Origin of the sequence: Chromobacterium phragmitis (assembly GCF_003325475.1) — a bacterium.
Taxonomy (GTDB): Bacteria; Pseudomonadota; Gammaproteobacteria; order Burkholderiales; family Chromobacteriaceae; genus Chromobacterium; species Chromobacterium phragmitis.
Genome location: NZ_CP029495.1, coordinates 2,969,488 through 2,990,311 on the forward strand (window position 1 = coordinate 2,969,488; position 20,824 = coordinate 2,990,311).

At 62.8% G+C, this 20,824-nt stretch carries 20 protein-coding genes and 4 tRNA genes; 13 read left to right on the forward strand and 11 right to left on the reverse strand.

What is annotated here, in order from left to right; translation table 11 throughout:
- Positions 1–75: 75 nt before the first annotated feature.
- The 6 genes from mutL to tgt all read right to left on the reverse strand — a co-directional run bounded on the left by mutL (position 76) and on the right by tgt (position 7,275).
- A complete protein-coding gene (mutL, locus tag DK842_RS14255; RefSeq protein ID WP_114062033.1) occupies positions 76–1,971 on the reverse strand; it encodes a DNA mismatch repair endonuclease MutL in 1,896 nt (631 codons plus the stop codon).
- A gap of 69 nt (positions 1,972–2,040) precedes the next feature.
- Entirely contained in the window at positions 2,041–2,685 is a 645-nt protein-coding gene (locus DK842_RS14260; RefSeq protein ID WP_114062034.1) for a DedA family protein, read from the reverse strand.
- 74 nt (positions 2,686–2,759) lie between these two features.
- Positions 2,760–3,695, reverse strand: coding sequence for a protein translocase subunit SecF (secF, locus tag DK842_RS14265; RefSeq protein ID WP_114062035.1), 936 nt, complete (start codon positions 3,693–3,695; stop codon positions 2,760–2,762).
- Between the two features lie 3 nt (positions 3,696–3,698).
- On the reverse strand, positions 3,699–5,546 hold the full coding sequence (gene secD, locus DK842_RS14270; RefSeq protein WP_114062036.1) for a protein translocase subunit SecD: 1,848 nt from the start codon (positions 5,544–5,546) through the stop codon (positions 3,699–3,701).
- Between the two features lie 65 nt (positions 5,547–5,611).
- Positions 5,612–5,935: a preprotein translocase subunit YajC gene (yajC, locus tag DK842_RS14275; protein WP_114062037.1), complete on the reverse strand. Its 324-nt coding sequence runs from the start codon at positions 5,933–5,935 to the stop codon at positions 5,612–5,614.
- A 224-nt stretch (positions 5,936–6,159) separates the two neighbouring features.
- A complete protein-coding gene (gene tgt / locus DK842_RS14280) occupies positions 6,160–7,275 on the reverse strand; it encodes a tRNA guanosine(34) transglycosylase Tgt (protein WP_114062038.1) in 1,116 nt (371 codons plus the stop codon).
- A 136-nt stretch (positions 7,276–7,411) separates the two neighbouring features.
- Here tgt and DK842_RS14285 point away from each other — a divergent pair.
- The 13 genes from DK842_RS14285 to DK842_RS14345 all read left to right on the forward strand — a co-directional run bounded on the left by DK842_RS14285 (position 7,412) and on the right by DK842_RS14345 (position 18,296).
- Positions 7,412–7,488, forward strand: a tRNA-Val gene (locus DK842_RS14285).
- Between the two features lie 182 nt (positions 7,489–7,670).
- On the forward strand, positions 7,671–9,572 hold the full coding sequence (gene thrS, locus DK842_RS14290) for a threonine--tRNA ligase (RefSeq protein WP_114062039.1): 1,902 nt from the start codon (positions 7,671–7,673) through the stop codon (positions 9,570–9,572).
- A gap of 42 nt (positions 9,573–9,614) precedes the next feature.
- Positions 9,615–10,133 (forward strand): translation initiation factor IF-3, encoded by a 519-nt coding sequence (gene infC, locus DK842_RS14295; protein WP_198414723.1) that lies wholly within the window; start codon positions 9,615–9,617, stop codon positions 10,131–10,133.
- Between the two features lie 153 nt (positions 10,134–10,286).
- Positions 10,287–10,484, forward strand: a complete 198-nt coding sequence (rpmI, locus tag DK842_RS14300) for a 50S ribosomal protein L35 (RefSeq protein ID WP_011134904.1) — start codon at positions 10,287–10,289, stop codon at positions 10,482–10,484.
- A 13-nt stretch (positions 10,485–10,497) separates the two neighbouring features.
- On the forward strand, positions 10,498–10,857 hold the full coding sequence (gene rplT / locus DK842_RS14305) for a 50S ribosomal protein L20 (protein ID WP_011134905.1): 360 nt from the start codon (positions 10,498–10,500) through the stop codon (positions 10,855–10,857).
- A 138-nt stretch (positions 10,858–10,995) separates the two neighbouring features.
- Positions 10,996–11,982 carry a phenylalanine--tRNA ligase subunit alpha gene (locus tag DK842_RS14310; RefSeq protein WP_114062041.1) on the forward strand — a complete coding sequence of 329 codons (987 nt, stop codon included), beginning with the start codon at positions 10,996–10,998 and terminating at the stop codon, positions 11,980–11,982.
- A gap of 18 nt (positions 11,983–12,000) precedes the next feature.
- Complete coding sequence (gene pheT, locus DK842_RS14315; RefSeq protein ID WP_114062042.1) at positions 12,001–14,358, forward strand: phenylalanine--tRNA ligase subunit beta; 2,358 nt, start codon at positions 12,001–12,003, stop codon at positions 14,356–14,358.
- Between the two features lie 71 nt (positions 14,359–14,429).
- On the forward strand, positions 14,430–14,732 hold the full coding sequence (locus tag DK842_RS14320; RefSeq protein ID WP_114062043.1) for an integration host factor subunit alpha: 303 nt from the start codon (positions 14,430–14,432) through the stop codon (positions 14,730–14,732).
- Positions 14,713–15,072 (forward strand): MerR family transcriptional regulator, encoded by a 360-nt coding sequence (locus DK842_RS14325; protein ID WP_114062044.1) that lies wholly within the window; start codon positions 14,713–14,715, stop codon positions 15,070–15,072. The genes DK842_RS14320 and DK842_RS14325 overlap by 20 nt, the downstream gene beginning before the upstream one ends.
- Before the next feature lie 27 nt (positions 15,073–15,099).
- Positions 15,100–15,176: transfer RNA gene (locus DK842_RS14330), tRNA-Pro, on the forward strand.
- A 197-nt stretch (positions 15,177–15,373) separates the two neighbouring features.
- A complete protein-coding gene (locus DK842_RS14335) occupies positions 15,374–15,751 on the forward strand; it encodes a DUF1289 domain-containing protein (protein WP_114062045.1) in 378 nt (125 codons plus the stop codon).
- Positions 15,752–15,807: 56 nt separating this feature from the next.
- Entirely contained in the window at positions 15,808–16,383 is a 576-nt protein-coding gene (locus DK842_RS14340) for a methyltransferase domain-containing protein (protein ID WP_114062046.1), read from the forward strand.
- A 113-nt stretch (positions 16,384–16,496) separates the two neighbouring features.
- Entirely contained in the window at positions 16,497–18,296 is a 1,800-nt protein-coding gene (locus DK842_RS14345; RefSeq protein WP_114062047.1) for a methyl-accepting chemotaxis protein, read from the forward strand.
- A 63-nt stretch (positions 18,297–18,359) separates the two neighbouring features.
- Here the strand turns inward: DK842_RS14345 and DK842_RS14350 are convergent, their stop codons facing one another.
- From DK842_RS14350 to DK842_RS14370, 5 genes are all read right to left on the reverse strand, one after another.
- Complete coding sequence (locus DK842_RS14350; RefSeq protein ID WP_114062048.1) at positions 18,360–18,929, reverse strand: TMEM165/GDT1 family protein; 570 nt, start codon at positions 18,927–18,929, stop codon at positions 18,360–18,362.
- 223 nt (positions 18,930–19,152) lie between these two features.
- Positions 19,153–19,614, reverse strand: coding sequence for a large conductance mechanosensitive channel protein MscL (gene mscL, locus DK842_RS14355; protein ID WP_114062049.1), 462 nt, complete (start codon positions 19,612–19,614; stop codon positions 19,153–19,155).
- 59 nt (positions 19,615–19,673) lie between these two features.
- Positions 19,674–20,531, reverse strand: a complete 858-nt coding sequence (locus tag DK842_RS14360; RefSeq protein WP_114062050.1) for a DMT family transporter — start codon at positions 20,529–20,531, stop codon at positions 19,674–19,676.
- A gap of 83 nt (positions 20,532–20,614) precedes the next feature.
- A tRNA-Asn gene (locus DK842_RS14365) sits at positions 20,615–20,690 on the reverse strand.
- 33 nt (positions 20,691–20,723) lie between these two features.
- Positions 20,724–20,799, reverse strand: a tRNA-Asn gene (locus DK842_RS14370).
- Positions 20,800–20,824 lie beyond the last annotated feature (25 nt).

The following is a 20,824-nucleotide window of genomic DNA, read 5'->3' on the forward strand; positions in this document are numbered from 1 at the left end:
GGCGTTTGGCGAGCGTGCCGCGTCGCGTCGGGATCCATGCGGGTCTGGTCATGCTATTGGCGCGCATGGATGGGATTACTGGCCGCGCATGAACAGCTTGTCCAGATCGCGCATGGTCAATCGGGTCCAGGTGGGGCGGCCGTGGTTGCATTGGCCGGAGCGTTCGGTGGCTTCCATGTCGCGCAGCAGCGCGTTCATTTCCGGCAAGGTCAGCTGGCGGTTGGCGCGCACCGCGCCGTGGCAGGCCATGGTGGCCAAGAGCTCGTTGCGGCGCTCGGTCAGCACCTGGGTCAGGCCGAACTCGCGCACGTCCTTCAGCACCGCGCGAGCCAGGTCCACTGGATCGCCATCCTTCAGCCATACCGGCACGCCGCGCACGGCGATCTGGGTCGGCGACAGCGGCGCCAGCTCCACGCCCAGCCGTTTCATCTCCTCGCCGTGCTCGTGGGCGGTGGCCACTTCCATGCGGTCGGCGGCGAAGGATACCGGCAGCAGCAGCGGCTGCAGCGGGATGGCGTCGGCTTCCAGCGCGGTTTTCAGCCGTTCGTAGACGATGCGTTCGTGCGCCGCGTGCATGTCCACCAGGATCAAGCCCTCGGCGCACTGGCTGAGGATGTAGACGCCGTGCAGCTGGGCCAGCGCGAAGCCCAGCGGCGGGATGCCGTTTTCGTCGTGGGCGGGCATGGCCAGCACCGCCGGGTGAGGCAGCGGCGCGGCGGGGGAGGGCATGGCCGGCTCGGCGCGCGACAGCGCCCGTTCTTCCTCGCGCAGGCCGCCGAACATCTTGTCGTAAACGCCCACCGCCTCGCGCGCCACATTCAGCGGGATGGATTGCTGCTGATATTGGAAAGGCTGCGGAGCCGGCATGCCGGACGAGACCGGCCGGGGCGAGGCGCTGGCGAACAGCGGCGCCGATTCGCCGCGCGGCAGCTGCGGCGCGGCCGGTTCCGCGCCTTCCACCTGCACTGTCGGCGCGGCGCCGGCGCTGGTGCCGGCCAATGCCTTGTGCACGCTGTGGAACAGGAACTGGTGCACCGCCTGGCTTTCGCGGAAGCGGACTTCGATCTTGGTCGGGTGCACGTTGACGTCTACGCCGGACGGCTCAAGCTGGAAGAACAGCGCGTAAGCTGGATGGCGATCGTGGTGCAGCACGTCGCGGTAGGCTTGGCGCAGCGCGTGCTGGGCGGTCTTGTCGCGGATGAAGCGGCCGTTGACGTAGAAGTACTGGGCGTCGCGGCTGGCCTTGGAGTAAGTGGGCGAGGCGACGAAGCCGGTCAGCGCCAGCGGGCCGGCCTGGCTGTCCAGCGGAATGGCGGCGGCGACGAAGTCCTTGCCCAGCAGCGCCGCCACGCGGTCCTCGGCGCTTTGCGACGGCAAGCGCCATGCCACTTTGCCGTTGTGGCGCAGCAGGAATTCGACGTGGGGATGCGCCAGCGCGATGCGCTCGAAAGTGGCCGCGCAGTGCGCGTACTCGGTGTTCTCGCTCTTCAGGAATTTGCGCCGCGCCGGGGTGTTGAAATACAGGTCCACCACTTCCACGCTGGTGCCGTGCGGATGAGCGGCCGGCTCCACCGGGTGCAGCGTGCCGTCTATCGCGATGATCTGGTGGGCGTGGTCGGCATCGTGCGGCCGGCTGATCAGCGTCAGCCGCGACACCGACGCCACGCTGGCCAGGCCCTCGCCGCGGAAGCCTAGCGTGGAGACCGATTCCAGATCGTCCAGCGAGGCGATCTTGCTGGTGGCGTGGCGGTCCAGAGCCAGCGGCAGGTCGTCGGCGGCGATGCCGGCGCCGTTGTCCGTCACCCGGATCAGCTTGATGCCGCCCTGGGCCAAGTCCACGCTGACCCGCGTCGAGCCGGCGTCCAGGCTGTTTTCCAGCATTTCCTTCAGCGCGGAAGCGGGGCGTTCCACCACCTCGCCGGCGGCGATCTGGTTGACGAGGTGGTCGGGCAGGCGTTGGATGCGTGTCATGGGCGGCGTTTGAGAGTGATGGCAATGCAAAAGGCCGCACTAAGGCGGCCTTGTCGATTCTACTACGGATCAGCCGCGGGCGGCCGCGCGCTTGTGGCGCCAGACTTCGATGATGCCCGGCAGCATGGAAACGATGATGATGCCGAAGATCAGGAATTCCAGATTCTTGCGCACGATGGGCAGGTTGCCGAAGAAGTAGCCGGCGTAGGTGAAGCCGACCACCCAGGCGACGGCGCCCACCACGTTGTATTTCAAAAACTGCGGATAGTGCATCTTGCCGACCCCGGCCACGAACGGCGCGAAGGTGCGGACGATGGGCACGAAGCGGGCGAAGATGATGGTCTTGCCGCCGTGGCGCTCATAGAAGGCGTGGGTCTTGTCCAGGTACTGCGGTTTGAGGATGCGCGGGAATTTCTCGAACAGCTTCATGCCCACGTTGCGGCCGATGGCGTAGTTGGTGGCGTCGCCCAGGATGGCGGCGACGATCAGCAGCAGCACCAGCAGATGCGGGTTCATCTGGCCCATCGCGGCCAGCGCGCCGGCGACGAACAGCAGCGAATCGCCGGGCAGGAAGGGCGTCACCACCAGGCCGGTCTCGCAGAACACGATCAGGAACAGGATGGCGTAAATCCATGGGCCGTAGGCGGCCACCAGCTGGGTCAGGTGGGCGTCGATGTGCAGGATGAAGTCGATCAGAAAAGTGATGGCTTCCATGATTTCCGTTTCGGGCTAGGAGGGTAAGCGCGAAACTGGCCGGACAAGCCGGCCAGTCGCTCAGGGCGCGGGGATCAGACCACCGCTTCCTCTTTTTGTTTCACCGGCTTGATCATGTGCTCGCGCTTCACGCCCAGCCACAGCGCGATCGGGCTGGCCACCAGCACCGACGAGTAGATGCCGAACACGATGCCGATGGTCAGCGCCATGGCGAAGCCGTGCAGCGCCGGGCCGCCGAATACCAGCATCGACACCACCATCATCTCGGTGGAGAAGTGGGTGATGATGGTCCGGCTCATGGTGGAGGTGATGGCGTTGTCGATCACCTCGGCCACTGCGTGGCCGCGCATGCCCGGCTTGCGGAAGTTTTCGCGGATCCGGTCGAACACCACCACCGATTCGTTCACCGAGTAGCCCAGCACCGCCAGGATGCCGGCCAGCACGGTCAGCGAGAACTCCCAGCGGAAGAAGGCGAAGCAGCCGAGGATGATCACCACGTCGTGCATGTTGGCGATGATGGCCGCCACGGCGAAGCGCCATTCGAAGCGGATGGCCAGGTAGAGCATGATGCCCACGCAGACCAGGATCACCGCGGTCAGGCCGTGGGTGACCAGCTCTTCGCCGACGCTGGGGCCGACGAAGTCCACCTTGCGCAGCTGAACGGTGGGCTCGGCGGCCTTGAGCGCGCCCATCACCTTATCCGACAGTTGGGCGGTGCTGGTGCCTGGCTTGTTGGGCAGGCGGATCATCACGTCGCGGCTGCTGCCCAGATTCTGCACCGTGGATTCGCCCAGCTTCAGGCTGTCCACCCGGCTGCGGATCTGGTCAAGATCGGCAGATTGCTGGTACTGCACTTCCAGCACGGTGCCGCCGGTGAACTCCACGCTGAAGTTCAGGCCGCGGGTGGCCAGGAAGAACACGGCGAGCACGAAGGTCACCAGCGAGATCGCGGTGGTGAGCTTGCCGTAGCTCATGAACGGGATGTCCCGTTTGATGCGGAAAAGCTCCATGGTTTAGCCCTTGTTTTCCGGTTTCCACACCTGGCCGATGGCCAGCGAGGTCAGTTTGCGGCGACGGCCGTACCACAGGTGCACCAGGCCGCGCGATACCAGCACCGCCGAGAACATCGAGGTCAGGATGCCCAGGCAATGGACGATGGCGAAGCCGCGCACCGGGCCGGAGCCGAAGATCATCAGCGCCAGGCCGGCGATCAGCGTGGTGACGTTGGAGTCCAGGATGGTGTGCCAGGCGTGGTCGTAGCCGGCGTGGATCGCCGAGTGCGGCGGCATGCCGTTGCGCAGCTCCTCGCGGATGCGCTCGTTGATCAGCACGTTGGCGTCGATCGCCATGCCCAGCGCCAGCGCGATGGCCGCGATGCCGGGCAGGGTCAGCGTGGCCTGCAGCATGGACAGGATGGCGATCAGGAAGAACACGTTCATCGCCAGCGACAGCGCGGAGAACACGCCGAACAGGCCGTAGTAGAGCATCATGAAGACGACGATGGCGGCGAAGCCCCACAGCGTGGCGTGGAAGCCCTTCTCGATGTTTTCCTTGCCCAGGCTGGGGCCGATGGTCCGCTCTTCGATGATGTTCATCGGCGCGGCCAGGGAGCCGGCGCGCAGCAAGAGGGCGGTGTCGTTGGCTTCGGCGCTGTTCATGCTGCCGGAGATTTCCACGCGTCCGCCGCCGATCTCGGTGCGGATCACCGGCGCGGTCACCACTTCCTTGCGGCCTTTTTCCACCAGCACCATCGCCATGCGCTTGCCGACGTTTTCAGCGGTCAGTTGGCGGAAGATGGCGGCGCCGGCGCTGTCCAGATTGATGCTGACGGCGGGCGCGCCGAACTGGTCGAAGCTGGGCTGGGCGTCGTTGATGTTGTCGCCGGTCAGTTCCACGTCGCTCTTCAGCAGGATCTTGCCTTGGCCGCGGGAGGTGACTTCGTCCAAGAGCTCGTAGCCGGCGGGCACGTTGCCGGCCAGCGCTTCGGCCACCTTGCCTTGGTCGTCTTCCACCATGTGCACTTCCAGCGTGGCGGTGCGGCCGATGATGTCCTTGGCGCGGGCGGTGTCCTGAATGCCGGGCAGCTGCACCACGATGCGGTTGGGGCCGTTCTGCTGGATGATGGGTTCGGTGGTGCCCAGCTCGTTGACGCGGTTGTGCAGGGTGGTGATGTTTTGCTTGACCGCGTCGTTCTGGATCTTGGTGATTTCTTCAGGCTTCAGCGACAGGATCAGCTTGTTGCTGGCGTCGTCGGTGCGCACTGCCAGGCTGGGCAGCATGCGGTAGGCCACGTCCTGGGCGGATTTCAGCGTGTCCTCGTCGCGCAGCTGCACTTCCAGCGTGTTGCCGTTGCGCTTGATGTTGCCGTAGCGCACCTGCTTGTTCTTCAGCTCGCGGCGCAGGTCGCCGGCGTAGCGTTCCATCGCCTTGTCGGTGGCCGCTTTCATGTCCACTTCCAGCAGGAAGTGCACGCCGCCGCGCAGGTCCAGGCCCAGGAACATCGGGTTGGCGTGCAGCGAGGACAGCCAGGACGGGGAGGCGGGCAGCAGGTTCAGCGCGATGATGTAGTTGTCGCCCAGCGCGTGTTGGATGGCGTCGCGCGCCTTCAGCTGGGTGTCGGTGTCCTTGAAGCGAACCTTCAGGCTATTGGCGTCGAGATAGACGCCGTCGGGGCTGATGTTCTGCGATTTCAGCGCGTCTTCCACGCGCGCCATCACGGCGGAGTCCACCGGAATGGATTGGCGCGAGCTGGAGACCTGCACCGCGGGGGTCTCGCCGTAGAAATTGGGCAGCGTGTAGATCGCCGAGATGATCAGCGCCACCACGATGACGAGGTATTTCCAGAGAGGGTAGCGGTTCATGTTCTAGTTCTGGAGTGGGAAATGAACAGGCCGCCGCGAAATCTTCCGGGGCGGCCGTGATGGGCTTACAGGGACTTCAGGGTGCCCTTTTCCAGCTTGGCGCTGACCGCCGCGCGCTGAACGTGGATTTCCACGTTGTCGGCGATTTCCAGAGTCAGGAACTGTTCGCTGACCTTGGAGACGCGGCCGACGATGCCGCCCTGGGTGACCACTTCGTCGCCCTTCTGCAGCTCGGACAGCATCTTCTGGGTTTCCTTCATGCGCTTCTGCTGCGGGCGCACCATCAGGAACCAGAACAGCACGAAGATCACGATCATCGGCAGGAAGCCCATCAGGTCGAAACCTGCGGGAGCGGCGCTGCCGGAAGCGAAGGCGGGGGTAATGAACATCAGGATGACTCCTACACCGGTTAGGCTTTTATATAAACAGGGCATTGTAGCCATGCTCCATGGCTTTTCCAACCACGGAACGCGGCAAGGGCATGGGACCGGCGGCGGCCGGCCATGGTTCCCTGCCGCAGGATGAGACGCGGGGCAGATGGGCCGCGAGGCATGGGCGCAAGCCCGCGGCAACCGTGGGAACAACGCGGCGCGGCCGTTTTTGTTGACCGCGCTTAATTGACGCCGCGCGCGCGCTTGGCGGCGAACGCCAGGCGGAAGTCCTCGAAACGGTCTTCCTCGATGGCGCGGCGCATCTCGCGCATCAGCTCCTGGTAGTAATGCAGGTTGTGGATGGTATTCAGCCGCGCGCCCAGAATTTCGCCCACGCGGTGCAGATGGTGCAGGTAGGCGCGGCTGAAGTTGCGGCAGGCGTAGCACGCGCATTCCTCGTCCAGCGGCTTCTTGTCGTCCTTGTAGCGCGCGTTCTTGATCTTGACGTCGCCCCACTGGGTGAAGATCCAGCCGTTGCGCGCGTTGCGCGTCGGCATCACGCAGTCGAACATGTCCACGCCGTTGGCCACGCCGTGCACCAGATCCTCCGGCGTACCCACGCCCATCAGGTAATGGGGTTTTTCCGGCGGCAGCATGTCCTTCAGCTCGGTCAGCATCCGGTACATTTCCGGTTTGGGTTCGCCCACCGACAGGCCGCCGATGGCGATGCCGTCGAAACCGACCTGCATCAGGCCTTCCAGCGACTCCTGGCGCAAATCGGTATATAGGTTGCCCTGGACGATGCCGAACAGCGCGTTGGGGTTTTTCAAGTCGTCGAAGGCGCGGCGCGAGCGCTCGGCCCAGCGCAGGCTCATCTGCAGCGACTTTTGCGCGGTGGCGTGGTCCACCTGGCCCGGCGTGCACTCGTCCAGCTGCATTACGATGTCGGAGTTGAGCACGGTTTGAATCTTCATCGAGATTTCCGGGCTCAGGAACAGCTTGTCGCCGTTGATCGGGCTTTGGAAGGTGCAGCCTTCCTCGGTCAGCTTGCGCATATCGGACAGGCTGAACACTTGGAAGCCGCCGGAGTCGGTGAGGATGGGTTTGTCCCAGCCGATGAACTCGTGCAGGCCGCCGAACTGCTCGACGATCTCCAGGCCCGGGCGCAGCCACAGGTGGAAGGTGTTGCCCAGGATGATCTGCGCGCCGATGTCGTTCAGCTCGACCGGGCTCATCGCCTTGACCGAGCCGTAAGTGCCCACCGGCTGGAATACCGGGGTCTCCACGGTGCCGTGGTTCAGCTCCAGCGTGCCGCGCCGCGCGCCGCCGGAGGTTTTGTGTACGGTAAACTTCAACATTATTCGAAGTGTCGCTTCAGGGTTTGTTTAGCAAAATCAGTCCGCTAGTATACAGCAAGCGCGCGGGCTGCGCCGGGATCGCAAAAAAGTGCTTGCCAAGATGGGAAGGCTCTTATACTATGCACACCTCGACGACAGGCACGTAGCTCAGTTGGTTAGAGCACCACCTTGACATGGTGGGGGTCGTTGGTTCGAATCCAATCGTGCCTACCAAATTAAATGCATGGAGTTACAAGTGAAAGTCTTGCGAACTACCACAACCCGACATACTCACGGAAGCTGAGCCTTGCGGGTTGTACCATGCGAAAAAAGAAGTGCGGCTCAGGCCGCACTTTTTTTTTGTTCTTTTGCTTTAGAATCGCTCACAAAAATCTCTCGCCCTCGTTGGAGTTGACATGCCAGACATTCGCTTGCCGGACGGCTCGGTCCGTTCTTTCGACAAACCGGTAACGGTTCATGAAGTGGCCGCATCCATCGGCGCCGGTCTGGCGCGCGCCGCGCTGGCGGGCCGCGTGGATGGCCAGCTGGTGGATACCAGCTACCTGATAGACCGCAGCGCGGATCTGGCCATCGTCACCGACAAGGACGCCGACGGCCTGTCCATCATTCGCCACTCCACCGCCCACTTGCTGGCCTATGCCGTCAAGGAGCTGTTCCCGGAGGCGCAGGTGACCATCGGGCCGGAAATCGAAAACGGCTTCTACTACGACTTCGCCTACAAGCGCCCGTTCACGCCGGAAGATCTGGCGGCGATCGAGAAGAAGATGGCCGAGCTGGCGAAGAAGGATATTCCGGTCGAGCGCTACGAGCTGCCGCGCGACGAGGCCATCGCCTACTTCAAGAGCATCGGCGAGGCCTACAAGGCCGAGATCATTGAGTCGATTCCGCAGGGCGAGGTGCTGAGCCTGTACCGCGAAGGCGAATTCACCGACCTGTGCCGCGGCCCGCACGTGCCGTCCACTGGCAAGCTGAAGGTGTTCAAGCTGATGAAGGTGGCCGGCGCCTACTGGCGCGGCGACAGCAAGAACGAAATGCTGCAGCGCGTGTACGGCACGGCCTGGGCCAAGAAGGAAGATCTGGACGCCTACCTCTATATGCTGGAAGAGGCGGAAAAGCGCGATCACCGCAAGCTGGGCGTGCAACTGGACCTGTTCCACCTGCAGGACGAGGCCCCGGGCATGGTGTTCTGGCACCCGAAAGGCTGGCAGCTGTGGCAGAGCGTTGAGCAATACATGCGCGACAAGCTGAATCGCGAAGGCTACAAGGAAGTGCGTACGCCGATGATGATGGACGCCCATCTGTGGGAGCGTTCCGGCCATGCCGCCAACTACCGCGAGAACATGTTCATCACCGAATCGGAGAAGCGCGACTACGCGGTGAAGCCGATGAACTGCCCGGGCCATGTGCAGATCTTCAACAGCGGCTTGCGTTCTTATCGCGACCTGCCGCTGCGCTACGCCGAGTTCGGTTCCTGCCATAGAAACGAACCGTCCGGCGCGCTGCACGGCATCATGCGCGTGCGCGGCTTCGTGCAAGACGATGGCCACATTTTCTGTACCGAAGACCAGATCAACCAGGAGGCCAAGGATTTCCACCGCCTGGTGATGGAAGTGTACGACCGATTCGGCTTCGACAAGGTGGCGATCAAGCTGGCCCTGCGTCCGGAAAAGCGCATCGGCGAAGAGTCCACCTGGGACAAGGCGGAGGAAGGCATGCGCGAAGCGCTGCGCGCCTGCGGCGTGGAGTGGACGGAGTTGCCGGGCGAGGGCGCCTTCTACGGTCCGAAGATCGAATACCATATCAAGGACGCGCTGGGGCGCTCCTGGCAGTGCGGCACGCTGCAGCTTGACTTCATGTTGCCGGAGCGTCTGGACGCCGAGTACGTGGCCGACGACAATAGCCGCAAGCGACCGGTCATGCTGCACCGCGCGGCGCTGGGGTCGCTGGAGCGCTTCCTTGGCATTCTGATCGAAAACCACGCCGGCGCCTTCCCGCTGTGGCTGGCTCCGGTGCAGATGGTGGTGATGAATATCACCGAGGCTCAGGCCGAATATGCGGTCGATGTGGCCAAATCTCTTGAGAAACAAGGCTTCCGCGTTGAGCTTGACTTGAGAAACGAGAAGATCGGCTATAAAATTCGCGAACACAGTCTGCAAAAGTTGCCGTATCAGATCATTATCGGCGACAAGGAAAAGGCAGACGGTCTGGTTGCCGTGCGCGCCCGTGGCGAAGATTTGGGCCAGCTCACGCTGGACGCATTCATCGCTCGCCTCAAGGCTGAGATGCCTGGGGTTTGACCCGGCGGCGGCACGCTCATCATTTATTAGGAGATTTCAGCTATAGCTCAGGAACGCGAAGCACGGATCAACGGCGAGATTACCGCTCGCGAGATTCGTCTGGTAGGTAAGGAAGGTGAGCAGATTGGCATCGTCAGTCTGCGTGAAGCAATGGCTCTGGCCGAAGAGAATGATGTGGATCTGGTGGAAATTTCCCCGACCGCTCAGCCTCCGGTGTGCAAGCTGATGGACTACGGCAAGTATAAGTACGAAATGTCCAAGAAGCGCCACGAAGCCAAGCAGAAGCAGAAACAGGTTCAGATCAAGGAAATCAAGTTCCGTCCGGGCACCGACGATGGCGACTACAACGTCAAGTTGCGCAACCTGGTCCGTTTCCTGACTGAAGGCGACAAGGCCAAGGTCACCCTGCGCTTCCGCGGTCGTGAGATGGCTCACCAGGATATCGGCCTCGCGCTGCTCAAGCGCGTGGAAGCCGATCTGGCGGAAGTGGGCACTGTGGAACAGTTCCCGCGACTGGAAGGCCGCCAGATGGTCATGATGATTGCGCCGAAGAAGAAATAATCGGTATAATCATCGTTCGACACGGCAGAGTGCGCTCTGCCGTGTTGGTTTTGTAGGTCGGCAACGATCTGCTCAAAAGCGTGACGCAGTGGTTTCAAGAGCCTTCGGGCCACCCTGTGTCTAATCTAAACAAAATTCAGCAGGAGCATTTCCATGCCGAAAATGAAGACCAAGTCGAGCGCGAAAAAGCGTCTCAAAGTACTGGGTGGCGGTGGTTTCAAGCGTGCACACGCCTTCAAGCGTCACATCCTGACCAAGAAGACCACCAAGAACAAGCGCCAGTTGCGCGGCACCTCCATGGTGGACGCTACCAACGTGGCATCTGTTCGCGCCATGATGCCCTACGCTTAAGGAGACCTGAAATATGCCACGCGTAAAACGCGGTGTAACCGCACGTGCTCGTCACAAGAAAATCCTCGCCCTGGCGAAAGGCTATCGCGGCCGCCGGAAGAACGTCTATCGCATCGCCAAACAGGCGGTGATGAAGGCGGGTCAATACGCCTACCGCGACCGTCGTCAGAAAAAGCGTCAGTTCCGTCAACTGTGGATTGCTCGTATCAACGCAGCTGCTCGTGAAAACGGCCTGCCGTACAGCAAGTTCATGAACGGCCTGAAAAAAGCCGCTATCGAAATCGACCGCAAGGTCCTGGCCGATCTGGCCGTGTTCGACAAGCCGGCTTTTGCGCAGATCGTCGAAAAGGCGAAAGCAAGCCTCGCTGCTTAATCGCCGGGACGGATCTGAAGGGAGGCAACATTGCCTCCCTTTTTTTCTGCCGGGCGCCCTTTTCAGAACGCTGATCAGAGCGGGTACCGAACGTGCCCGATGTGATCAGCCTTCTATTCGCATACGGTGTGGAACACGATGAACAACGTCGACGCGATTCTCCAAGCTGGTCTGTCCGCCGTCGCGGACGTGACCGATCAGATCGAGCTCGAGCAGGTCAAGGCGCGCTACCTTGGCAAGAGCGGCGAGCTGACCGAACTCCTCAAGCAGCTGGGCAAGCTGGCGCCGGAAGAGCGCAAGGCCGCCGGCGCCATCATCAATCAGGCCAAGCAGGCTTTCGAGGCCGCGCACAACGCCAAGCGCGATCAGCTCAACGCCGCCAAACTGGAAGCCCAGCTGGCCGCCGAGGCGCTGGACGTGACCCTGCCGGGCCGCGGCGCGGTGGGCGGCGGCCTGCATCCGGTGGCGCTGACGCTGGAGCGCATCGCCGGCCTGTTCCGCACCATGGGTTTCGAAGTGGCCGACGGCCCGGAGATCGAGAGCGATTTCTATAATTTCCAGGCGCTGAACATTCCGGAAAACCATCCGGCCCGCGCGATGCAGGATACGTTCTACGTGGAAAACGGCGACGTGCTGCGCACCCATACCAGTCCGATCCAGGCGCGTTTCATGGAAAGCCATCAGCCGCCGATCAAGATCGTCGCGCCGGGCCGCGTGTACCGCGTCGATTCCGACGCCACCCATTCGCCGATGTTCCACCAAATGGAAGGCCTGTGGGTGGAAGAGGGCGTGTCCTTCGCCGACCTGAAGGCGGTGGTGACCGACTTCCTGCGCCGCTTCTTCGAGCGCGACGACCTGCAAGTGCGCTTCCGTCCGTCCTTCTTCCCGTTCACCGAGACCTCGGCCGAGATCGACGTGCTGGACGAGCAGGGGCGCTGGCTGGAAGTGGGCGGTTGCGGCATGGTGCACCCGAAAGTGCTGAGCATCGCCAATATCGACCCGGAACAATACACCGGCTTCGCCTTCGGCATCGGCTTGGACCGCTTCGCCATGCTGCGCTACGGCGTCAACGACCTGCGCCTGTTCTTCGAGAACGATCTCAATTTCCTGAAGCAATTCAACTGATCGCGCACGGAGCCGACTATGCAATTTTCCGAACAATGGCTGAGAAGCTGGGTCAATCCGGCGCTGAACACCGAGCAACTGTCCGAGCTGCTGACCATGGCGGGCCTGGAGGTGGAAGAAACCGTCGCTGCCGCGCCCGCTTTCAGCGGCGTGGTCATCGCCGAGGTGAAGGAATGCGTCAAGCATGAGAACGCCGACCGCCTGCGCGTGACCAAGGTCGACGCGGGCACTGGCGAATTGATCCAGATCGTCTGCGGTGCGCCCAACGTCGCCGTCGGCGTGCGCATTCCCTGCGCGCTGCCGGGCGCGGTGCTGCCCGGCGATTTCAAGATCAAGCCGACCAAGATGCGCGGCGTGGAATCGGGCGGCATGCTGTGCTCCGGCAAGGAGCTGGGTGTGCCGGAGGACGTGGACGGCCTGATGCTGCTGCCGGCCGACGCCCCGGTGGGCCAGAGCATCCGCGATTACCTGGGCCTGGACGACCAGCTGTTCACGCTGAAGATCACCCCCAACCGCGCGGACGGGCTGTCGATCCGCGGTATCGCGCGCGAAGTGGCGGCGCTGACCGGCGCCGAACTGAAGCCAGTGGCCATCGCTCCGGTGGCGCCGTCCATCGACGACGTCCGTCCGGTGAAGATCGAATCCCGCCAAGCCTGCGGCCGCTACCTGGGCCGCGTGGTCAAGGGCGTCGACGCCGCCGCGGCCACGCCGGCCTGGATGCGCCAGCGCCTGGAACGTTCCGGCCTGCGCTCGATCTCCGCCATCGTGGACATCACCAATTACATCCTGCTGGAGCAGGGACAGCCGATGCACGCTTTCGATCTGGCCAAGATCGAGGGCGGCATCACCGTGCGCCAGGCGCGCGCGGGCGAGAGCCTGCTGTGCCTGAACGAAAAGACCGTCGAGCTGCAGGACAAGCATCTGGTGATCGCCGACGACGCCAAGCCGCTGGCCATGGGCGGCATCATGGGCGGCGAGCACAGCGGCGTCACCACCGCAAGCCGCGACATCTTCCTGGAATCCGCGTTCTTCGCGCCGGAAGCGATCGCGGGCAAGGCGCGCGAGCTGGGTTTCGGCTCCGATTCTTCCTACCGCTACGAGCGCGGAGTCGATTTCGCGCTGCAGCGCGAAGCGATGGAGCGCGCCACCCGCCTGGTGTTGGACATCTGCGGCGGCGAAGCCGGCCCGGTGGTCGAGGAAGTGGCCGAGCTGCCGAAGCGCCAATCCGTCAAGCTGCGCGTGGCGCGCGTGGCCAAGGTGCTGGGCGTGGCGCTGTCCGCCGAGCAAATCGGCGACATCCTGTCCCGTCTGAGCCTGTCCTACACGCTGGCCGATGAAGTCTTCACCGTGCAGGCGCCGTCCTTCCGCTTCGACATCGAGATCGAGGAAGATCTGATCGAAGAAGTGGCGCGCGTCTACGGTTACAACAATATCCCCGCCGACGCGCCGCGTTCCGGCATGCGCATGCTGGCGCAGCCGGAAGAGAAGCGGCCGGTGGATCAGCTGCGCCACCTGCTGGCCGGCCGCGACTACCAGGAAGTGGTCAGCTACGCTTTCGTCGACGAGCGCTGGGAGCGTGATTTCGGCGGCAACGACAACGCGATCCGCCTGCAGAATCCGATCGCCAGCCAGATGAGCGTGATGCGCTCGACGCTGATCGGGGGGCTGGTGGACGTCTTGGTCGGCAACATCAACCGCAAGCAGCCGCGCGTGCGCCTGTTCGAAGTGGCGCGCGTATTCCTGCGCGGCGAGCAAGGCTTCGAGCAGCCGGAAAAAGCGGCTGGCCTGGCCTGGGGGCCGCGTCTGGCTGAGCAATGGGGCGCCAAGTCCGAGCGCGTCGACTTCTTCGATGTGAAGGCTGATGTCGAGGCGCTGTTGCACCCGGTCAAGGCCGAATACCGCAAGGCTGCCCATCCCGCCTTCCATCCCGGCCGCTGCGCCGAGGTGTGGGTGGATGGCAAGGCGGTGGGCGTGATCGGCGAGCTGCATCCGCAGTGGGTGCAGGCTTATGATCTTGCGACCGCGCCGGTGCTGTTCGAGCTGGATCTGGCCGCTGCCGTCGCGCGCGACCGGATCAAGGCTGCCGTGGTCAGCAAGCTGCAGCCGGTGCGCCGCGACTTGGCGCTGCTGGTGGACGAGTCCGTGACTGTGGCGCAACTGCTGGCCGCGTTTGCCGCCAAACGCGCCCAAATCGTCACCGATATAGCGCTGTTCGACGTTTATCGCGGCAAAGGCGTCGCAGAAGGCAAGAAGAGTCTGGCCTTTAGCGTGCTGATGCAGGACAATAGCCGAACCCTGACCGACGAGGATGTGGAGCCGGCCCTGCAGGCTCTGCTGGACGCCGCGTCGGCGCTGGGCGCGCAGCTGCGCGTTTGATTCAGATGTGGGCGGGCGGATTCCAAGGAGTCCGCCCGTCGATTGTGGTTCAGAAGTTTGAGGGGAATGTCATGACTTTGACGAAGGCTGAACTGGCCGATTTGCTGTTTGACCAGGTTGGTCTGAACAAACGCGAAGCCAAGGACATGGTCGAATCGTTTTTCGAAGAGATCCGGCTGGCTTTGGAGGCTGGCGATTCGGTGAAGCTGTCCGGCTTCGGCAACTTCCAGCTGCGCGACAAGCCGCAGCGTCCGGGCCGCAATCCGAAGACCGGGGAAGAGATTCCCATCACTGCGCGTCGTGTGGTAACGTTCCACGCAAGCCAGAAACTCAAGGGAATGGTTGAGCAATACCATGCTAACAAGCAAGGCTGATCTACCGTCGATTCCGTCCAAGCGTTACTTCACCATCAGCGAAGTCGGCGAACTCGCTGGGGTGAAGCCACATGTGCTGCGCTATTGGGAGCAGGAGTTTTCTCAATTGCGCCAGGTAAAACGGCGCGGCAACCGCCGTTATTATCAGCACCATGAGGTTTTGCTGGTGCGCCGCATTCGGGAATTGCTGTACGACGACGGCTTCACCATCCAGGGCGCTCGTCAGCGCCTCGGCATGGGCGGCGATGACGGCGCGCGTCCGATTACCGCGCAGGAAGTACGCGCCGAATTGGAATCCATTTTGGAATGGTTGGATTCTGGTGTTGGCAAAAAAGAATAAATAGGTTAGACTACGTTTCTCTTGAGTCGGGGTGTGGCGCAGCCTGGTAGCGCATCTGCATGGGGTGCAGAGGGTCGGAAGTTCGAATCTTCTCACCCCGACCATTAAAACTAAAGTCATATCAAATTAAAATGCCAGCGAAAGCTGGCTTTTTTGTTTTCTCCGCGCTATTCGCGCATTTTCTTTTATCCCATCTCTATTCATTGGCATCTGGCTCGCCATTCTCTTGCTGATATACTCGTTCAGGTTTTATCGAGAGCGATAGGCCGTTTTTAAGTCATTGTTTTTCAGAGCTATCCAAATGAATGCAAGTCGTCCCGATTCTCCATGCATCGCCCTGTGCTCCACCGCCTTGGGCGACAATGTTTGCCGCGGTTGTGCGCGCACCTTCGCCGAGGTGGGCCAGTGGTGCTTCCTGACGACAGACGAGCGGGAGGCGGTGTGGCGGCGCCTGCCTGCGCGCCAGCGTTTGCTGCAATTGGCTGCGGCTTGCGGCGCATTATTGGAACTGGACATCCGCGATGGCGCGGAATGGGGCAGATTGCCCGGCGGCGGCCACTATCGGCTGGATGAGGCCGGGTGGTTGCGTTGGCGCGGAGCGGATGCGGAGCCCGAGCAGGCTTGCGATGGCGCGGGACTCACTTTGGAGCAGGCGGCATCCTGGCTGCTGTCGCGCTGAGGCCGGGAGGCTTGCTGGCGATAGCTGATTTTCGTCCGTTACACGAGGGAGGGGCGATGGCGGATAGTTCCAAGGCGGATTTTTGGGAGCAACGGTACCGCGAGGGCGTGATGCCGTGGGAAGGCGCGCGATTGCCGCCGGCTGCGCGCGATTTTTTCTCCGCGCAGCCTCCCTGGCGAGTCTTGATGCCGGGATGCGGCAGCGCGGCGGACATGCCGCCCTTGCTGAGCATGGGGCATGAAGTGCTGGCGGTGGATTTCAGCGAAGCGGCGGTTGAGCTTGCCGCCAGGCAGTGGCCGATGGCGGCGGATAGCTTGCTGCTGGGCGATTTTTTCCATCTTGAGCTGCCCGTTTTCGACTGCGTGTTCGAACGGGCTTTTTTGTGCGCCTTGCCCGCCTTCATGCGAACGCAATATTCTGAGCGTGTGGCGGAGTTGACGCGGCCCGGCGGCGTGCTGGCCGGCGTGTTTTTCGTGGCGGATGCCGAGCGCGGCCCGCCGTTCGGCATCGCCGCAGAGGCATTGCGGGATTTGTTGTCGCCAAGTTTCGAGCTGGAGGAGGATGCGGCGCTGGAGCGAAGCCTGGAGGTGTTTCGCAACCAGGAGCGCTGGATGGTGTGGCGGCGGAAGTGATTTGATCTGGATCAAGCGCGGGGCCGTGAAGCCGCTGGCAATTGTTGCGCGCATCGGAAAGAATAACGTCCTAATAAAAAGTAGCGGCGGGATCAGCCGCATGAGGAGAGCAAATGGAGTGGTTTTGGCGGCTGTATGCGTTCTCGGAAAAGACATTCTGGAATACGCTCAGCAGAAAGCTGTGCAGTTTCTTCTTCATCAGCCTGTTCCAGTTGTTGATGGTGATCTACAGCTACCATGCGTTGTCGGACATTCGCGACAAGCTGCGCGGAGCGGGCGTGTCGTCCGCGGTGATGGCGAGCGTGGAGGCGAGCATAGACAGCGCCTTGTATTGGACGGCTGGCCTGTGGCTGCTCAGCTTCGTCTTCATCGCCTTCATGGTGTGGTATCTGCGTTACCTGATCGTGCGCCCCTTGCGCATGATCATCCAGATTTTCAATGAAATCGGCGCCGGCGCCGGCGATCTGTCGCGCGAGATTCCTACGGTCACCTACGACGAAATCCGCGAACTGTCTCTGTCCTATAACCGCTTCTTGCTGAAAATGCGCGAAATCATCAGCAAGGTGAGGCTGATGACGGTGCGCATCGCGATGGATTCGGCAGTGACGCGGCGCAACGTCACGGAGTCGCTGTGCAGCGCACGGCAGCAGGATGAGTTGGCCAAGGAGGTGAGACAGGCCAGCGACGACTCCACCCGCGGCGCCGGGTTGGTCACCGAGCAGACCGAGGCGATTTCCGCCACCACCGCGGAAAACTTGCGGGTGGCGCGCGATTCTTACCAAGAGCTGCGTGTAGTGACTGACAGCATTCACGACATCAGCCGCAAGGTAGGCCACTTCAATCATACCGTGGCGGAGCTGAGCAGCCGTTCGGCCAGCATCAAGACCATCGTAGACCTGATCAAGGACGTGTCGGAGCAGACCAATCTGCTGGCGCTGAACGCGGCGATCGAGGCGGCGCGGGCGGGTGAGAGCGGCCGCGGCTTCGCCGTGGTGGCGGACGAGGTGCGCAAGCTGGCGGAGCGGGTGAAAACCGCCACCGACGAAATTTCCGGCAACATCGACGGCATGCTGGGGCTGGTGGCCAATACCCGGCAGGAGACCGAGGCGATCACCGCCGATACCAACCAGGCGCGGGAGGTGATCTCGCGCGCATCCGAGCATTTCAGCAAGATGATGGGCGACTTCGAGTCCACCTCCAGCAGTCTGAACCAGATCGCGGCGGCGATGCATGGATTCGCCGACAGCAATCAGCAGGTGAATCGGAATGTGGCCGAGATCCACCAGTTGGGTCAGCTGGTGAATGGCCGGCTGGGGCAGACCGAAAAAGCCGCCACCGAGCTGACCGGCGCGGCGGAGCAAGTGCAGGAGCTGGTTTCCAAGTTCGTCATCGGCGACGGCGCGTTCGACAAGGCGGTGACCGAAGCGCGGGGCGTGCGCGATCAGGTGCAGCGTTTGCTGCAAGAGGCGCTGCAGGGCGGGCTGGATCTGTTCGATCAGCGTTATCAGCCCATCGCCGGCACCGCGCCGGCCAAGTACCGGACCGCCTACGACGCCAAGTTGGAAAAATGGTTGCAGCCGCTGCTGGATCAGGTGGTGGGTTTGATTCCGGGCGGCAAGTTCTGCGTGGCGGTGGATGGCAACGGTTACGCGCCTACCCATAACAGCTGGTACAGCAGGCCGCCTAGCGGCGATCCCGCCAAGGATCTGGTGGAGAGCCGCGACAAGCGCATTTTCAACGATGCCGCGGGTTTGCGCGCGGCGCGCAATGCGCAGCCTTTCCTGCTGCAGACCTATAGCCGGGATACCGGGGAAGTGTTGTCCGAAGTGGTGCTGCCGCTGGAATTGCGCGGCAGGCACTGGGGCGCGCTGAGGGTGGGCTTCGATCCGCGCGCCTTGCTGGAGCAGAATTAGCATTGGCCGGGCGAGAAGAAAAAGGGAGGCGGTGGCCTCCCTTTTTCGCGCCTGCCGCGGCGTTCAAAGCGATAGCGGCGTCATCAGGGTGGCGATGCCCAGGCCGATGAACAGGACGGCGGCAATGCTGTGCATCAACTTCTGCGGCAGCTTTTTGGCGGCGACGTCGCCCAGCAGAACCGCCGGCACATTGGCCAGCATCATGCCCAGCGTGGTGCCGGCCACCACCATGTAAAGCTGCTCCGGGAAGCGGGCGGACAGCGCGACGGTGGCGATCTGGGTCTTGTCGCCCATCTCGGCGATGAAGAAGGCGATGACGGTGGTGCCGAAAATGCCGAAGCGCTCGCTCAGCTTGTCATCGTCGTCCAGCTTGTCGGGTATCAGCATCCAGGCGGCCATCGCGATGAAGGACAGGCCCAGGCCCCAGCGCATGATGTCGGGACCGACCTTGGCCATGATCCATTGGCCGACGGCGGCGGCGGCGAAGTGGTTGACCAACGTGGCCACGAAAATGCCCAGGATGATGGGAACGGGTTTTTTGAAGCGGGAGGCGAGCACCAGGGCGAGCAGTTGCGTCTTGTCGCCGATTTCGGCCAATGCCACCACGCCGGTGGAAATCAGGAAGGCTTGCATGAAAACTCCAGGGGCCGCGGATACGCCATGACAAGCCTGCGCCGCGGCCCCGCTGCGCGCAAACATGTCATGGGTCTTGCCAAACGGAAGATCGTCGCAGCGACCATGGCGAATGCCAAGTGTGTTGATCGCTGCCGGCGCCGTCGAGCGCCGAGGCTACTCCCCCAGAACGGATGCGATTGTAGGGGAATGGCCCGGCGGGGGCAAGCGCTTGAACGGGGCGTCAGTCGAGTTGCGAGGTGCAGCAGGGGCAGCGTGTGGCCTTTTCCGGTATGGCGGACAGGCAGTAGCGGCATTCCTTGGTGGCGGGCGAGGCGGGGGCGGGCGCGGCTTCTTCGCGCTTCAGCCGGTTGATGGCCTTGACCAGCATGAAGATGGCGAAGGCGACGATGGTGAAGCTGACCAGCGCGTTGATGAACAGGCCCAGGTTCAGCGTGGTGGCGCCGGCCTGCTTGGCTGCCGCGACGGAAACGTAGGGGCCTGCTTGCTTGGCGCCGTCCTTCAATACGAAAAACAGGTTGGAGAAATCGACATTGCCGATCAAGAGGCCAATCGGCGGCATGATCACGTCGTCGACCAGCGATTTGACGATGGAGCCGAAAGCGCCGCCGATGACGACGCCGACTGCGAGGTCGATCACATTGCCTTTGACGGCGAATTCCTTGAATTCCTTCAGGACGGACATGGCTTTTCCTTTTATTTGATAGCAAAAATTTTAACTGTTTTTGACGGTGGCTGGCAAAGTCAGCGCGCTTGCGGTTGCGCGCGAGGCCGCTCCGGCAAGGTGCCCAACAGCGCGCCGCCCAGAATCAGCAGGATGGCGACGGCGGCAAGCGAGTTGAGCTCGCCCTGGCCGCTGGCGGTCAGCAGCAGCGTGGACAGCAGCGGGGTGGCATAGGAAAGCGAGCCGATTTGCCGTGGATCGCCCAGGCGCAGCGCGCGCTCCCACAGGAAGAAGGCGCCGCCCATCGGTCCCAGGCCCAGCAGAGCCAACGTCGCCCATTGCGCCGCGCTGGGGGTGGCTGCGGGTTCGAGCAGCGCGTGGCATAGCAGCGACAACAGGCCGGAGGCCAGGCAGAAGCCGCCCATCGCGCTGCCGGAAAATGCCGGCAGCCGGCCCAGCAGCAGGCTGAAGGTGGACCAGACCGCGGCGGCGGACATCGCCAGCAGATAGCCGGACAGGTATTGCTGGGACAGCGCCAGCTGGCCGCCGGTGACGATCAGGCCGGCGCCGATGAAACCCAGCGCGCCGCCGAGGATGTGCCGCCGGCTGAGGCGGGAGCCGGGGCGGAACCGGGGCGTCAGCAGCACGATCAGCAATGGCCACAGGTAATTGAGCAGGTTGGCTTCCAGCGTCGGCGCGTGGCGGAAGGCGAAGAACAGCAGAAAGTGGTAGCCGAACAGGCCGTAGATGCCGGCCAGCAGTGTGGAGAGCGGCACTTTCCAGTCGCGGATGCGGTGGATGGAAAGCAGGCTGCCTGCGCACAGGCTGACGCCGACGACGAAGAAGGGCGGCAGGGTTCGGGTCATCGCGCCCAGCGTGGCGAGCGAAGCCCACAGCAGGATGGCGCCTAGGGCGAGGGGGATGGGGTGCTTCAACATCGTTTCTCCGGTGGGTGGAGACGATTGTAAAAGGGAAACGCCAAACGAAAAAGCCGCAGCTTGCGCTGCGGCTTGTCGTATTCTGGCTCCCCGAGCAGGGCTCGAACCTGCGACCTGCGGATTAACAGTCCGTCGCTCTACCAACTGAGCTATCAGGGAACAAAACTTTGAATTGGGCGCCGTGAGGCGGTGTGGCTCCCCGAGCAGGGCTCGAACCTGCGACCTGCGGATTAACAGTCCGTCGCTCTACCGACTGAGCTATCAGGGAACACATGACACTCAAAATTCGCCAA